This is a genomic window from Lysinibacillus sp. NPDC096382, assembly GCF_044762845.1.
GTDB lineage: Bacteria > Bacillota > Bacilli > Bacillales_A > Planococcaceae > Lysinibacillus.
The window spans coordinates 54,249-68,197 of record NZ_JBIWFC010000004.1 but is presented as its reverse complement, the minus strand read 5'-3'; the positions used below and the strand labels follow the sequence as shown (position 1 = coordinate 68,197).

The window sequence follows — 13,949 nt, the reverse complement described above, 5'->3', positions numbered from 1 at the left end:
CATGAAACAAGTAGTCATTGCAACTAAAAATAAAGGAAAAGCAAAAGATTTCGAAGCGCTATTTGGTCCACTTGGTTATGAAGTAGTAACGATGTTTGATGTTGCCCCACAGATGGAAATAGAAGAAACAGGCACTACCTTTGAGGAAAATGCAATTTTAAAGGCAGAAGCATTGGCAAAAGAGTTAAACACAATTGTTATTGCTGATGATAGTGGCTTATCTGTTGATGCATTAAATGGTGAACCAGGTGTTTATTCCGCACGTTATGCTGGTGATCATGATGATGAAGCAAACATGGTTAAACTGTTAGAAAACCTAAAAAATATCGAGGATGAAAAACGTACAGCACGCTTCTGCTGCTGCATCGCTATCGCAGGACCTGGTTTTGAAACGACAACAGTTTTTGGGACTTGTGAAGGTGTCATTGCACACGAAAAACGTGGTACAAACGGATTTGGTTATGATCCAGTCTTCTTTGTCCCAAGCTTAAATCGTATGATGGCAGAGCTAGCAGCAGATGAAAAAGGAGCAATTTCACACCGTGGGAATGCTATTCGTAAGTTGAAGGAACAATTACCTAATCTTATAAAATAAGAGGTGATATCCATGCAAATACTGGTCATGAGTGATACACATGGCGATAGTAATGTAATTGAAAAAGTTCGTAGCTTTTACCCAAATGCCGATGCTTTCATTCATTGTGGAGATAGTGAGCTTCCTTTCTCGCATAAAGCATTGGCTGGCATGAAGAAAGTACGCGGAAATTGTGATATCGATAAAGCCTTCCCTAATGAGGCAGACTTCGATTTAGAGGGTGTCACAGTCTTTGTAACACACGGCCATTTATTCAATGTTAAAAATTCAATTTTATCATTATCATATCGTGCCAAAGAGGTAGGCGCGCAAATTGCGTGCTTTGGTCACTCTCATATCCTTGGGGCAGAAATGATTGATGATGTGTTATTTTTAAATCCAGGGAGCTTATTAAAACCACGTGGTCGTAAAGAAAAAAGCTTTGCTCTTGTAGAGGTGGAAGATATGTATTTTGAAGTAAAGTTCTTCACGGATAATAATAACTTTATTTCTACCCACAAGTTTATGCGAAAATGATGTAGCAAAAACGCTTAAGTTTTAGAAAACTAAGCGTTTTTTGTTTTATCCCACAATCAATTATGCCTCGGCATAATTGCGTCCTGAATCGGCTTTGTACTTAGGCCAATAAATGTTTTTTGCGCGAAAGCGTAGTGCTAACGCAGCGTCAGCAACGTGTTTTTTGCCTGTGCGAAAGCGAAGCGTCAGCAAGAGGACTTTATCTGCGCGAAAGCGAAGCGGCAGCAGCAACAGCACCGATGTTCGTCACTCAGTCGTTGTTGCTGTCGCACAGATAACTTGCCTCAGGACGTGACGTTCTTAGACTGGGTTCCTCTATTTTAGCGATGTTTGGACACAAGCTGAAAAGTAGCTTAAATCTGCATTCATCTAGAGGTGGGAGAATTCTATAATTGCCGTTTCACTTACGTTATAAAAAACATCTGTACCTGTCGCTACGCTTTCTGTACAGAAAAATGATTGTAGCTGACGCTTTACTTTCGCTACAGAAAACAATTGCTGAAAGAAGTTAATTGCAAATGGTAAAAATGGCTATGAATTGTTTATGATGAAGTAGAAAAAATAAAGATAAACGTAACGAAGGAGAAAACATGGAAAATACACTAAGATGGAATTTTGATAACAGTTATGCCCGTTTACCAAATATTTTTTATACATCAATCAATTTAAATCCAGTTCGTTCACCAAAGTTAATAATGGTAAATGAATCAGTTGCCAATTCACTTGGGTTAAACGTCGATGCGTTACAAAGCGAGGAAGCGGTAGCGATTTTTGCAGGTAACGACAATCCGACTGGTGGCATGCCCATTGCACAAGCATACGCAGGTCATCAATTTGGTCACTTTAATATGCTCGGAGACGGCAGGGCACTGTTATTAGGTGAACAACTAACACCAACTTATGAACGCTTGGATATCGCACTAAAAGGCTCAGGAAGAACTCCTTATTCCAGGGGCGGAGATGGCAGGGCAGCACTTGGTCCAATGCTTCGTGAATATATTATTAGTGAAGCCATGTATGCACTTGGCATTCCAACCTCTCGAAGTTTAGCTGTTGTGACGACAGGCGAAATGATCCTTCGTGAAACAGAGCTTCCAGGGGCAGTTCTAACCCGTATTGCAAGCAGTCATTTGCGAGTAGGGACCTTCCAATATGCAGCGAACTTTGGAACGGAGGATGAGCTAAAAGCTTTGGCTGATTATGCTTTGGACCGTCATTTTCCTAATGCTGAAGTAACTCAAAATCGTTATCTGACCCTTCTACAGGAAGTTATAAAGAAACAAGCATCTCTCATCGCAAAATGGCAGTTAGTTGGTTTTATTCATGGCGTCATGAATACAGATAATATGACCATTAGTGGTGAGACGATTGATTATGGTCCTTGTGCATTCATGGATACTTATGATCCAGCGACAGTATTTAGCTCTATTGATCGACAAGGTCGCTATGCTTATGGAAACCAGCCTAATATCGGAGGGTGGAATTTAACACGACTAGCTGAATCATTAATACCGTTAATTCATGAAAATCAGGAAGCTGCCATACATTTAGCTCAAGAGACTTTAAAGCAATATCCTCAGCTGTATTATGCAAACTGGCTAACAGGTATGAGGGCAAAGCTTGGGATATTTAACGAAGAAGATCAGGACGCTGCACTCATTGAAGAGCTTCTGAAGTTAACGCATCAACATCAAGCAGACTATACGAATACATTTATCGCATTAACCTTCGATAAATTTGATGACTCACCGTTATTTAATACAAATGAATTTAAAGAATGGTATAAGAATTGGCTCGCAAGGCTAGAAAGACAGCAAGAAACAAAAGACATGTCTCAACAATTAATGCGCAATCATAATCCAGCAGTTATTCCGCGAAATCACCGTGTAGAAGAGGCATTAGAGGCTGCTGTTGAGCAGGGAGACTATAGCGTAATGGAGCGATTAATGGATGCTCTTGCTCAACCTTTTGCACATTGTGTGGAGCAGCAGGAATATGCGACATTACCAACGCCATCTAACCAACCATATCGAACGTTTTGTGGCACATAAGTTGAAAATTATTGTGTCAATGAAATTAATGCGAAAATATAACCCTTCGGCAAAACGAAGGGTTGATTTCCGTTCTGATTGAACGCTTTCCTAGGGGCGCCCGATGAACCGCTTGGGGCAACAGATGTTTTTTGGGCGAAAGCGTAGTATAACGTAGCGGCAGCAACAGGATGTTTTTTGTGTGAAAGCGTTATTCACAGGACGTGATCGTTTTAGCTTTCGTTCCCTTATATACTCGCTGATGGTCTTATCTGTGACGCTTATCCCCAAGGAGCCGGGTAGTCTCCGTTCTAATCGACCAATCACAAAGTATGGTATCTTATGTATGAAAGCGAGTGGCCTGGAACGTGATCCTCATTTAAAGAACAACAACATTTACCAACAGTTTGAAAACGAAGGATAAATTCTTCGTTTTTTATTTTGAAAAAATGTCACTACACAAATTCCTGAGCATACGCTATGTTATGAATAGTAGTGAAGGGAATGTGTAAAGTGCATAAGTATTCAAAAGGTTGGTTTGTGAAACAACTTCGAGATCATGGTATTTTGGTGCATCCACAATATAAAAGTCATTTAGGCAGTTATAAAGAATCCGAACTACGCAGTTTATACTACCGATATGTTGCAATAGAAACATTAGATTCAGAACAAAAATAATCATTTTCGTTTGAATAACTCCTTTGTAGGAAAGAATTTAACTACAGAAAGGAGTTATTTTATGTGGAGTAAACCGTGGATTTTAACGCAAATATGGCAAGATGTGTTGTTTCTACATTGGCCAGTATCACCTAAGGATTTAGAGCAGTATATTCCGCAAGAGTTGCAACTGGATCTCTATGAAAATAACGCTTGGCTTAGTGTTGTCCTTTTTCAAGTAAAAGGACAACGACTAAGATTTCTACCACCATTCCCAGGAGTAGGTTCCCATTTGCAGCTTAATGTCCGGACTTATGTTACATATAAAGGCATGAAAGGAGTCTATTTCTTTAATTCAGATGTTACGAATCGTTTTATTGTTCAAATAGCTACAAAGGGCAGTTTATCATATCGTCATTCAAAAATAGCTTTACAACAAAAAGAGAATAATTTTTCTTTTACAAGTTTATATCATGGTGCACAGGATGAAAGGTTGAAAATTTCGTATCAACCGATTGCCGGTGAAATAAGTAGTTCTACCTTTGAAAAATGGTTAGTGGAACGTTATCATTCTTGGTCAAAATGTAAGAGTTCTCTAGTTCGCATAGATATAAATCATATGCCATGGCAGTTGCAGCGAGTTCATTTTAACATTGAAAGCAACACATTAGCTCCATTTGTAAAGGAGTCTATACAAGGCATTCAACCGATTGCTCATTATTCGAAAAGTAAACAGGCTAAAATTTTTCCACCAATTTTGGAAAACAAAAAGATTTATTAATGTTAATAAAAGAGATAACAAAATTGCATTACAATGGCGCTTGCAATCATATCCGACATAGCAAGTGCCTCAGCTTCAATGTCATCAAAAACTTGAATATCCTCTTGATAGTTTTTCTGAATCATAGTTACGGCTTCTTTTTTTGTTAAAGCTAAATGTGTGTAGAACATTTTTTGTACTTCCTCAATACTCAAGTATGGATTAATTCGATTCAAAAATATTGCAATGTCGTCTGCATTACGATACCATTCCTTTTCCTTTGCATCCGCTGTTGCAGTATCTCCTTTGGCAGCTGCAGTTACTAACTGCGCAGCAATTAGAAGATGTTCTTTAATCAGTTCAGCATAACGATCAGCAATTTGGTCGCCGTAAAATGGACGTAGACAATTGCCTAAGTCCGTTGCATTTTGTAACAGCCGTTCTTGCACAAATGGCAAATCAGGTAAGCCAAACACAATACTTATAATCGTCATCCTCGTCCAATTGACATGCTCCATCCATAATATACGATTCATTGCCATAAAATCCGATTCAGCCTTACTGATACAGTGACGATAATCGTTCTGCGGCTGTAAAAAATGGCGAATAGGTGCAGTATACTGTGTGTAAGAGGCATTATAGAGCTTGCTTAAGGGACTTACGTATTTTCCGTTTGAATATGGGTACAATGTATTTCCACTCCTTCTAATTTTCTTCCTAATGTAGAATACTCCAAGGTATTTCTGTAAATGAAAAGAACAATTTTTGTAAAAGGAGTAAATATGGCTTTTCTTCATACATCATTTTTTTTATTCATCCCACCATCCACTGTTAGATAAATGTCTGTAACGAAATTATTTGTTGGGCTGATTAATTATGCCTTAGCAAAATTCCATGACATCTGCTGAAAGAAGTTGAATTTGTTTGAATCATATCATTTCATTCATCCAATGTTATGTCTTAAAAAGATTTATGTTGAAATTTCACTGCATTATTAATTAAAATATGGATAGTAGCAAAAATGATCAACCACTTTTTGTATTAAAGAAACGATGCCCTGTTTTTTCGTAACTTCTTCTGTTTGAACAAGAAGAACAGAATAACCTAGCAAAAGTAAATCTTTTCCTACGAAGCACTAATTCTTTATTTACATCAGCAATAACAATATAGGCACTATTTCGTACATACGTAAGTACAATGCCTTTACCTATTCCTTGCGCACCGCGAGTTTTATGGCTTTTCAATATTTTAGCAAAAGTAGAGATGAGGAGGGCATAATGGGGTTTTGGAAATCATATAATATTAATATGAGGCAAACCTTGCCTTCATAGTTAAATTAATGTTGACATTATGATAAAAAGCACATATAATAAATATTGTCCTTGATATGGACTACATATAAAATAACATTATGTCTCAGTAGCTCAGCAGGATAGAGCAACGGCCTTCTAAGCCGTCGGTCGGGGGTTCGAATCCCTCCTGGGACGTCATTATTGCGGTATAAACCGCGTCAAATCAACCTTCTAGCGTAGTTTTATAGCGGTCAATGAAGCGGTCTAACTGCGGAAATTGAAACGCCTTCTAACTAAACGTTAGGAGGTTTTTTTGCGTTGTCTAAAAAAAGAAACGGTTTAAATGTAAGTACGGATTTAAACGGAATATTCAGCGTGGAGGATAGCAGGAACCCGATCGTTGTTAATCCGAAGTCTGCGCTATCTATCGAAAAAGCGTTAGAAATTATCGTAAAACAGATGCGAGCGAGCGGATTGCGTGAGCGTACTGTTCATGATTATGAAACGTACGTAAACGATTTTGTTCGTAAGACAGATGTTGAATACTTGCTTGCTATTGATGCTGATGCCATTTACGAATGGTTAGGGCAAATGAAAGTAAAGGATACGACAAAGCGCGTTCGTTTGAAGTGCTTCTGCGCGTTTCTCGGCAAGTGTTTTAATAACGGTTGGCTTAACGATATGTTTTGGAGGAATATCAATATTCGCGTGAACGAGCCTATTAAGCTTGGCGCAACGGAAGATGATGTATTTAACGTTTTACGCCAGCTCGACCTATCTAATTTTATTGAGTTGAGGGATGCTGCGGCGATATTAACGATGTATCAAACAGGTATCCGACTTGCGACATTATCTGCATTAGAGGAACGCCATGTAGATTTAGAAAATCGTTTACTCCGTATTGATGGCGCACTATTAAAGAATCGGAAAGTTATATTATTGCCATTTGATATGAGGCTGCAGAAAATATTCGAAGTTTTGTTCAATCAAAATATGATTATTCGTGAAGAAAAGGGATTAGAGAATAAGTTTGTATTTCTAACGCATCAAGGTAAAGGCATCGTTAATGACGAGTCGCCTAAGTCTAATGCGATTGCTAAGCGATTGAATTATTATAAACGGAAATATGGTATCGAAAATATCAATCCGCACGCACTACGCAGAGGTTTTGCGAAAGATATTTATAAGCGTAGTAACGGAGATTTAGCGTTAGTTTCTAAAGCGTTAGGTCACAGTGACTTTGCTGTAACTGCACGTTATTTGCATCTTGATCCGGAGGAAGTAGCGGACAAGCTACGTGAATTTAGATAAAAGAAAAAGCCTAGCGCTCGCAACGCTAGACCTTAACTTAATACGATTACACTAAAGTTTCTGACGCCATAGTGTATTTATAACCTTACTTTAGCATTTTGTAAAAAAATGTTCAAGTCCGAGGTCTATTAAGTGCACCATTTTTTAGTGGAATCCGACGAGGATTTGCCAACCAATTCGTCGTTAATCTAACCTTGGAAGGTTATCGCTTAGCCGTTGCAATAATTAAGCGTAGGCTGCAGATTACGAGTTCCCTATTCCTCGTTGCGGCTGAACGTTGAAAGCTACCGATAAGTGCTGAATGAAGGATACCGATTGCTCTACGGAGCAGTAGCGTATTTCATGCTTAACGTGTCGTAGCCCGACAATATGATCGGAACGGCGGCTTAAATGTGCAACGTAAGATTGCGTTTGCAAGCGTTATAGCTCGCTCAAGGGATTGGTGAGAGTTAAAGAAATGCGGAGAGAAATCTCGTAATTGAATAGGGCGGCACACTCAACGCGACGGTGACGTCAGCCAAACCGGACTATCTATCTTGTTCCTTAACATCGCTATTTCAGCCTTGTTTTGCGAACAAGGTAGATAATTTTGCGGTCAGCCTTCCGCTCTAGTTCAGTCAGCCAAAATTATAATAAAAAGTAAATAGATTTATACCAAAAATGTAAGAAAAATAGAATCTATAATTAACAAAAGAAGATACTATATTATAATGGGGGTGATTTCGTGGAGAAATGGAATGAAGAAGTTGTTGAGTTACTTGTAGATTTAAATAGTCTAAAAATGGCGGAAAGAAGTGGTTCTGAAAGTATAACTAATGTTTTATTTTCATGGGTCGAAGGTTATTTTAGTCAAAATAACTTCGAAGGTAGTTTAGTATTAAATTACACTAAGACTTCGAAAAAATATATTAGGATAACGGTACTACAAAAGAAGTTATTAATTTCGGTAGATGGATTTGCTGATGTTATAAAGATAAATACATTAGAAAATAATCAAGAAGTAAATACTGTCGAAGAATTTTATATTGGGACATTTATAAGTGAAAAAAACAACTTATTAAGCAGAAAAGTTATGTTTAATATTTTAGATGATTTTACAAAGCTAGCAGTTGAAAGTTATATTAAGGAAAAAATTTATTTATAATTAACAATGCGCTTTAATTTTTAGAGGATTTTAGCAGTAATGAAATATTTAATTCGGCATTAATTTGAAAGTAAGTTATAATTTGTATGTTAGAATAATGTAGGAAGGAGGGAGTATAATGAAAGAAAAAAATACCTATCAAAATAATCGAGAACAAAAGCGAGATTATAGGGAAGATTATAGGGAACATTTAAATGAAAAAATCGAAAAAGGCAGTCATAATTATGAAGCATTAAGAGAACACGATAATAGTAGTCTTGTAAGTTTATTGAGCCAAATTGAGTCTGAAAAAGATAAGAAAAAATGAGTGAGATTATCGGGTTAATTGGAAATTTAAGTGGTTTTGTATCTTTAGTATTGGCAGGAGTAATAGCTACAATTGGTATTATTCAATCTAAAAAGAAAGACACCGATAGGTTTTACGAATATTTAGAAATAATGATTAATTTGAAAATAGAGCTTGAACTTGCATTAGCTACATATGTCAGTTCTCAAAATGACTTAGAAGCTTATAACAATTTAAATACAAGATACACAGCTTTTGTAAACTACTTAGATTATTTTTCGGCGAAAATAATAAATCAGAATTTATTTAATAACAAAGCATTTAAACAATTTCAAGGTGAAACCCATCAGGGTTTAAAAGAATGGGCGATAATACAGTTAAGAATTTATGGAATAATAGAAGAATTGAAATTTAATAAATTTGAAATAACTACATCTTCAACTACAAGAAAATCTAATCTAAAGAACACTTATAAACTCTTGAAGCTTACTCTTCCTACTAAGGACTATGAGGAGATGCAAGAATCATGTAGGAAGTATGGGTTATTATAAATTGAATTACTTGAGACTTTTTTAGAATTATACTAGCTATCATAAAATACTATAATCTATATAAAAAGCACTTGCCAAATAGTCGACCTGCGCTTTCAACGAAGTTAATTATTATTGAAAAATCGTAGGCTGTAAATGCAATATTTGTGAAGGAGTTAATAAAATGGAAAAAGATAATTGGGTTGAAAAGCTTAGCGAAAAAGTAATAGATGCAAACAGAGTTGATGAATTTTCGAATGTTCAAAACGTTGTAAGTTATGTAGACGAAATAATCCAGTCTACATTTAATATTGATGAATTAGAAGGTAAAAACTTTGGGTATAGTAAAAATAATAAATCTATACAGTTAAAAATCTTTGATAAACAGTTGAGTATATTTGCTCAAGAATTTGAAGAGTTGGTAGCAATAAAGGTAGAGAGTGTAAGTAATCCTAATGACATAAAAGTTGTTGGTGTAATCACTATGTCTGATGGTAACTTCAATTATCCAGAGGGTATTAAAAAAGAAAGATTTAATAAATGGCATATAGAAACAATATTAAAGGAAAACTTTCAATTAAGAGAAGAAGTATTTAGTTTTGAATAAAATTATTTAAACGCCTAGTTTAATTTACTAGGCGTTTTTTTCATCGTTTTCGAAAACAATATCATAAGGGTTACCACCAGACATGATTTCACTTTCCGGTAAAAATGATAATAACTGTGTTATATCAGTTATATTCATCGCTGCGGCAATTTTTTCTAGAGTTGGTATGTGTAGTCGCTCGATATTGCCTCGACATAACTGACTAATAGTAGCTTGTCGAACTCCACTTATATCAGCAAGCTGCTGTTGAGTTAATCCACGTTCTTTCATACGGGCCTTTAAATGAAAAATAATATGAACCGGATCATATTCTGGCTCATCATTATCATCTTGTGCATATAAGGCTTTTAATGCTTCTTCACCTGTTAAATCACTCACTTTTATCACCTCAATTAAAGTTTATCATACTTTTATACGTTTATGCGAATAAAATGTTGACACGCAATATTTTTAAAGTTATTATACTCTTAGGCGTATGAAAAGACGCATATTTTTTTTAACAATTATACTCTTAAACGTATAAAAGGATATCAGGAGGTTGGTAAAATGTTCAAAATTTTAAAAGAAGGTCACTGGTTATCTGAAAATGGTTTATGGGGCATTGAATATCGTGTAGTGCTGATCAGAAAAACTGGTACGTATTCACAAGAAATATGGGTAACTCGACGCAATACTAAAGGGAAACACGTTCGTACAAAGAAAACAGTTCCTCGCTATGTTAAAGAAATGATCGATAAATATAGCCGAAAGTGCAAAGAGTTTGTTGCTCGATTAGTTGAGGACAGAGAAGCTCAGATACTTACGGCAAAGGCTGAAAATAATTCTTGGCAAACTGTGCTTACTCTAGGTGGAAGTGAGAATAAGACATTTTATTTAAATGAATCTACTTATGTTATAAGAAACGACTTCTACAATGCATTAATTGTCAATGAAAGGGAGCATTGTTTGTTGGAGGTGGTTGTATGAAGGAAAAGTTAATGAGACAAGTTCCTGTGACTGCAAAATCGTACACTAAAGCATACCTACGATTATTAACACAAGCTGTTTCAATAGTAGGAAGTTCCTCAAAAAAGTTTGATGCGTTCTTCTTTGGACCGAATGGAGAAGAAGGAGAACTTAGAAAGTGGTATTACGGAACGACAGCATTCTCGATTGCAGTAGTTTTGTTTATATATGGGATGAAAAATTTATAAAAATTTGTTTTCGTCAAAATGTACGGATTAGGAAATCTTTCTATATTAGATAAGTAGAAAGGATAATTATTAATTTGTCACAAAATCGACATAAAAAGGCTTTCTGAAAGTGCGCCAAACGGAAATTTTATGGATATAAGTCAGTAGGAATAAATTTTTTGCCGGAAGTGTTAACAAATTTAGTTTTTGCAGACCAGGATAAAGTAGGAAAAGTTTTTTCTTAAATTTGCTGCAAAATGGACAATTCAAGTCCGCTTTATATAGTAGGCGAAAGTTTTTCTCGTAGCTTGTCGCAAATCACGTTGAAAAATCGGTATTTAAAAGTAAGAGGTGAGTTGTCCCAAAATAGGACGTTTTAGTGTGCAGTATATAGTGTAACGAGAATTTTATAAAAAGTGATATCGAAATGGAGTTTTACATGGGAATAAGAAGTAGGAAGAAATTATTATCGGAAATATGTCCGAAACTGAAATTTCATTCGGGTATATAAAGTAGGAGGCAATTCCGTCGGTCAATCGGCGTTCATATATAACAAAAACAACTAATTATAAAAAGGGAGAGATTTTATTATGACAAACACAACAAACACAATCGAGGTAACTAAAACAGTTGAGCAAAAAGCTTTAGAGGTATTAACGGCAATTAAAGGACTATCCGTATATAAATCAACAGGGTTTGAAAATCAAATTTATGATGAAAAAAGTAATGGGTTATTCGCAGCTAATCTATTAAACTGCTAAAGGAGACGATAATGTGACGGAACAAAAACAAACAATCGAGGCCCAAACTGCTTTACCTTACAAGTACGACGCAGGTTGGACAGGTATTCCCAACGCTATATTTGAAATTTACGCATTTCATCCGAGGTATACACACGCATGTACAAACGTGTATCTATTCCTACTGCATCGCCATAACTCGAAGTATGGTTACGCATTTCCGACGCAGGATCAGATTGCAGATGCATTGTGTACAAGCCGGAGTACTGTTAGCACCGCTATTGGTACGCTAAAGCATCTTGGATTAATTGATGTGGAGCGTCACCCTGACCACGACAACGTTGTGTACTTCTTCAAACGCCCAATCGATAATCGACTATCGTTTGAAATGAGATTTCCCGAAGCGAAAGCGAAGCGATTAAAACACGAAGCATCACGCGAGCAAGATAAACAAAAAAGGCATGATCGACAGTCCCAATTTAGAGAGAAACAGGCAGCCGCAAAAGCGGGTTTATTGTAGCTATGAAACTCAGATGTGTAAATTTTATAAATCTGATGTGTAAAAATTGTACCGTATTAATACTTACTTACCAAGACTTACGTATAAAGACTTAAAACATTTAGCGCTCATTAATGCTTAAAAGAGTGCATTAATAAACGCTATCTATCACTCTCATATATTAGTGATGGTATTTAATAGAGCATGAACAAAAAATACAACGTGTGGTTAAATTTTTACACCACGAAAATGGAGGACAGCCAATGACGAAAGCAGTCGCAGCCAAAATGAAAGCCAGTAAAACAACGTTCGCACTAATTGAATATGCAAAAGCTGACGGAATCACTATAACGTATGAAAACGTCTATCCAGGCTCTATATATACGCATAAAATCACCAAGGCGTACCATTACGTCAAGACTAGCGAAGATATGCCGAAATCTAAAAATCCGTCAATACTTGAGCGGTTTGCAAATGTAGATGACGTACCACTAAAAACAGCGAAGGTTACAACGTTGGAAGGGATGGCCAGGGAGTTCGGCAAATTATCGGAGCACCTAGAGCGTAAGAGTATTCAAGCAAATCCGCCTGTTTTCGATAGGGCTTACGTTGAGAGGTCCGAATTTACAATTACGGATTTATACAACGATTTAATGTCGAAGATTGAATGGTCGCTACTTCGATATACGGCGCTGGTTTACACGTTTGGATTCGACGCGCTGTCGTATTATTCTACCGTACTAGATTACTCGTATTACGTCCACGAGCGTAAGAAGTTTCGTAGATGTAAGTACATGTTTTGTCTGAACATGTTCGCTATAGAAGTTAACTTCCGCGATGCGAAATCAAAGCGAGTAGATAGCCGATTCTGTTGTGATACATGCCGTAAGGCTTCGCATGAATCGAAAAAGCGATTCGATAAAACAGGCTCGTATTTACCGATTGAGTATTATTTGCCTTTATATAGTGAGTCGATAGATGATCGGTTTAGACTTCGTGAGGAAACGCAGCCATCCTATAAGGTTGAAACGGAGATAATGAAGAAGAAGCCTATGTTCAAAGCAAAACTGAAAAATGAAAGTTATGAGCATGGAGAAATGGTCAAATATAAAACGTTGGCCGAAGCTAAACAAGCCCAAATAGTTGCTGAAAAAGTTGATAAAATAGCCGTTTATCGTCAGATTATCCGTCGGACGAACCCCTATATTAGTGAAGGGCAATAGCCCGCATTTATTTTTAAGGTAGTAGCGTCAATATTGAACAATAGAATACAAAGGAGGACAAACGATGAGACCGCACACTATTAAGTCGTTACGTAAGTTTCACGGATTAACGCAAGCTGAGTTTGCATCTCGAATTGGTTACACACGATCAACGATTAGTGAAGTAGAGAATATGCGGAAATATCCGTCTGCTGCATTATTAACTGCTGTCACTCGACAGTTTGAAATTACAGATGAGTTTATTGCTTTTTTGCGTAATTTCGAAAAATTAAATGGAATTATCCATGATTACACGGTAACACATTAAAAGTCAAAAGTAAAGCATTTTGAAAATCAGCCAATAAACAGCAAAGGGGATGACTGATATTACCGCAGAGCTTTGGAGACAGACGGAATCCACGTTCGCACTCTACGTCGATACCTCGCACGATCGTGAAATTCGCAACATTAAAAGGTCGCGTGATTGGAGCATCATAGCAACATATCAAAAGAATGGACGAGTTGTCGGCTTGCAATGGCGAGTTCCCGAATCGGACTATCGAGCAGCGAAGCGCATTGAAAAACGCATTAACAAAAGTGTACATGAA

Annotated in this window: 18 protein-coding genes and 1 tRNA gene; 17 read left to right on the top strand and 2 right to left on the bottom strand. The window is 36.7% G+C overall.

What is annotated here, in order from left to right; translation table 11 throughout:
• Position 1: 1 nt before the first annotated feature.
• From ACIQZA_RS08245 to ACIQZA_RS08225, 5 genes are all read left to right on the top strand, one after another.
• Positions 2-595, top strand: coding sequence for an XTP/dITP diphosphatase (locus tag ACIQZA_RS08245; protein WP_402883057.1), 594 nt, complete (start codon positions 2-4; stop codon positions 593-595).
• A gap of 12 nt (positions 596-607) precedes the next feature.
• Positions 608-1,111, top strand: a complete 504-nt coding sequence (locus ACIQZA_RS08240) for a metallophosphoesterase (protein ID WP_402883054.1) — start codon at positions 608-610, stop codon at positions 1,109-1,111.
• A 590-nt stretch (positions 1,112-1,701) separates the two neighbouring features.
• On the top strand, positions 1,702-3,162 hold the full coding sequence (locus ACIQZA_RS08235) for a protein adenylyltransferase SelO (RefSeq protein WP_402883052.1): 1,461 nt from the start codon (positions 1,702-1,704) through the stop codon (positions 3,160-3,162).
• Between the two features lie 483 nt (positions 3,163-3,645).
• The gene (locus ACIQZA_RS08230) at positions 3,646-3,819 is read left to right on the top strand and encodes a DUF2639 domain-containing protein (RefSeq protein ID WP_402883050.1); all 174 of its coding nucleotides are present in this window, start codon (positions 3,646-3,648) and stop codon (positions 3,817-3,819) included.
• 61 nt (positions 3,820-3,880) lie between these two features.
• On the top strand, positions 3,881-4,579 hold the full coding sequence (locus ACIQZA_RS08225) for a YqjF family protein (protein WP_402883047.1): 699 nt from the start codon (positions 3,881-3,883) through the stop codon (positions 4,577-4,579).
• 2 nt (positions 4,580-4,581) lie between these two features.
• Here the strand turns inward: ACIQZA_RS08225 and ACIQZA_RS08220 are convergent, their stop codons facing one another.
• The gene (locus ACIQZA_RS08220) at positions 4,582-5,247 is read right to left on the bottom strand and encodes a hypothetical protein (protein ID WP_402883044.1); all 666 of its coding nucleotides are present in this window, start codon (positions 5,245-5,247) and stop codon (positions 4,582-4,584) included.
• Between the two features lie 724 nt (positions 5,248-5,971).
• Here ACIQZA_RS08220 and ACIQZA_RS08215 point away from each other — a divergent pair.
• From ACIQZA_RS08215 to ACIQZA_RS08190, 6 genes are all read left to right on the top strand, one after another.
• Positions 5,972-6,045: transfer RNA gene (locus ACIQZA_RS08215), tRNA-Arg, on the top strand.
• A gap of 123 nt (positions 6,046-6,168) precedes the next feature.
• Entirely contained in the window at positions 6,169-7,161 is a 993-nt protein-coding gene (locus ACIQZA_RS08210) for a tyrosine-type recombinase/integrase (RefSeq protein WP_402883043.1), read from the top strand.
• A gap of 724 nt (positions 7,162-7,885) precedes the next feature.
• A complete protein-coding gene (locus ACIQZA_RS08205; RefSeq protein ID WP_402883041.1) occupies positions 7,886-8,305 on the top strand; it encodes a hypothetical protein in 420 nt (139 codons plus the stop codon).
• Positions 8,306-8,423: 118 nt separating this feature from the next.
• A complete protein-coding gene (locus ACIQZA_RS08200) occupies positions 8,424-8,612 on the top strand; it encodes a hypothetical protein (protein ID WP_402883039.1) in 189 nt (62 codons plus the stop codon).
• On the top strand, positions 8,609-9,142 hold the full coding sequence (locus ACIQZA_RS08195) for a hypothetical protein (protein ID WP_402883037.1): 534 nt from the start codon (positions 8,609-8,611) through the stop codon (positions 9,140-9,142). The genes ACIQZA_RS08200 and ACIQZA_RS08195 overlap by 4 nt, the downstream gene beginning before the upstream one ends.
• 163 nt (positions 9,143-9,305) lie before the next feature.
• Entirely contained in the window at positions 9,306-9,728 is a 423-nt protein-coding gene (locus ACIQZA_RS08190; RefSeq protein ID WP_402883035.1) for a hypothetical protein, read from the top strand.
• A 27-nt stretch (positions 9,729-9,755) separates the two neighbouring features.
• On the opposite strand, the gene ACIQZA_RS08185 is transcribed toward ACIQZA_RS08190, so the two are convergent.
• Entirely contained in the window at positions 9,756-10,106 is a 351-nt protein-coding gene (locus ACIQZA_RS08185; protein ID WP_402883033.1) for a helix-turn-helix domain-containing protein, read from the bottom strand.
• 168 nt (positions 10,107-10,274) lie between these two features.
• Here ACIQZA_RS08185 and ACIQZA_RS08180 point away from each other — a divergent pair, with 168 nt between their 5' ends.
• The 6 genes from ACIQZA_RS08180 to ACIQZA_RS08155 all read left to right on the top strand — a co-directional run bounded on the left by ACIQZA_RS08180 (position 10,275) and on the right by ACIQZA_RS08155 (position 13,669).
• Positions 10,275-10,694: a hypothetical protein gene (locus ACIQZA_RS08180; protein WP_402883032.1), complete on the top strand. Its 420-nt coding sequence runs from the start codon at positions 10,275-10,277 to the stop codon at positions 10,692-10,694.
• A complete protein-coding gene (locus ACIQZA_RS08175; RefSeq protein ID WP_402883030.1) occupies positions 10,691-10,921 on the top strand; it encodes a hypothetical protein in 231 nt (76 codons plus the stop codon). Before ACIQZA_RS08180 ends, ACIQZA_RS08175 begins: the two co-directional genes overlap by 4 nt.
• Positions 10,922-11,490: 569 nt before the next feature.
• Complete coding sequence (locus tag ACIQZA_RS08170) at positions 11,491-11,661, top strand: hypothetical protein (RefSeq protein ID WP_402883029.1); 171 nt, start codon at positions 11,491-11,493, stop codon at positions 11,659-11,661.
• Positions 11,662-11,674: 13 nt separating this feature from the next.
• Positions 11,675-12,160 carry a helix-turn-helix domain-containing protein gene (locus ACIQZA_RS08165; RefSeq protein ID WP_402883027.1) on the top strand — a complete coding sequence of 162 codons (486 nt, stop codon included), beginning with the start codon at positions 11,675-11,677 and terminating at the stop codon, positions 12,158-12,160.
• A 242-nt stretch (positions 12,161-12,402) separates the two neighbouring features.
• A complete protein-coding gene (locus tag ACIQZA_RS08160; protein ID WP_402883024.1) occupies positions 12,403-13,362 on the top strand; it encodes a hypothetical protein in 960 nt (319 codons plus the stop codon).
• A 64-nt stretch (positions 13,363-13,426) separates the two neighbouring features.
• Positions 13,427-13,669, top strand: a complete 243-nt coding sequence (locus ACIQZA_RS08155; RefSeq protein WP_402883022.1) for a helix-turn-helix domain-containing protein — start codon at positions 13,427-13,429, stop codon at positions 13,667-13,669.
• Positions 13,670-13,949 lie beyond the last annotated feature (280 nt).

Excerpts from the sequence above, each read along its gene's own strand:
- ACIQZA_RS08245 (WP_402883057.1), top strand. The coding sequence starts at position 2 with ATGAAACAAGTAGTCATTGCAACTAAAAATAAAGGAAAAGCAAAAGAT.
- ACIQZA_RS08240 (WP_402883054.1), top strand. The coding sequence starts at position 608 with ATGCAAATACTGGTCATGAGTGATACACATGGCGATAGTAATGTAATT.
- ACIQZA_RS08235 (WP_402883052.1), top strand. The coding sequence starts at position 1,702 with ATGGAAAATACACTAAGATGGAATTTTGATAACAGTTATGCCCGTTTA.
- ACIQZA_RS08230 (WP_402883050.1), top strand. The coding sequence starts at position 3,646 with ATGTGTAAAGTGCATAAGTATTCAAAAGGTTGGTTTGTGAAACAACTT.
- ACIQZA_RS08225 (WP_402883047.1), top strand. The coding sequence starts at position 3,881 with ATGTGGAGTAAACCGTGGATTTTAACGCAAATATGGCAAGATGTGTTG.
- ACIQZA_RS08200 (WP_402883039.1), top strand. The coding sequence starts at position 8,424 with ATGAAAGAAAAAAATACCTATCAAAATAATCGAGAACAAAAGCGAGAT.
- ACIQZA_RS08195 (WP_402883037.1), top strand. The coding sequence starts at position 8,609 with ATGAGTGAGATTATCGGGTTAATTGGAAATTTAAGTGGTTTTGTATCT.
- ACIQZA_RS08190 (WP_402883035.1), top strand. The coding sequence starts at position 9,306 with ATGGAAAAAGATAATTGGGTTGAAAAGCTTAGCGAAAAAGTAATAGAT.
- ACIQZA_RS08180 (WP_402883032.1), top strand. The coding sequence starts at position 10,275 with ATGTTCAAAATTTTAAAAGAAGGTCACTGGTTATCTGAAAATGGTTTA.
- ACIQZA_RS08175 (WP_402883030.1), top strand. The coding sequence starts at position 10,691 with ATGAAGGAAAAGTTAATGAGACAAGTTCCTGTGACTGCAAAATCGTAC.
- ACIQZA_RS08170 (WP_402883029.1), top strand. The coding sequence starts at position 11,491 with ATGACAAACACAACAAACACAATCGAGGTAACTAAAACAGTTGAGCAA.
- ACIQZA_RS08160 (WP_402883024.1), top strand. The coding sequence starts at position 12,403 with ATGACGAAAGCAGTCGCAGCCAAAATGAAAGCCAGTAAAACAACGTTC.
- ACIQZA_RS08155 (WP_402883022.1), top strand. The coding sequence starts at position 13,427 with ATGAGACCGCACACTATTAAGTCGTTACGTAAGTTTCACGGATTAACG.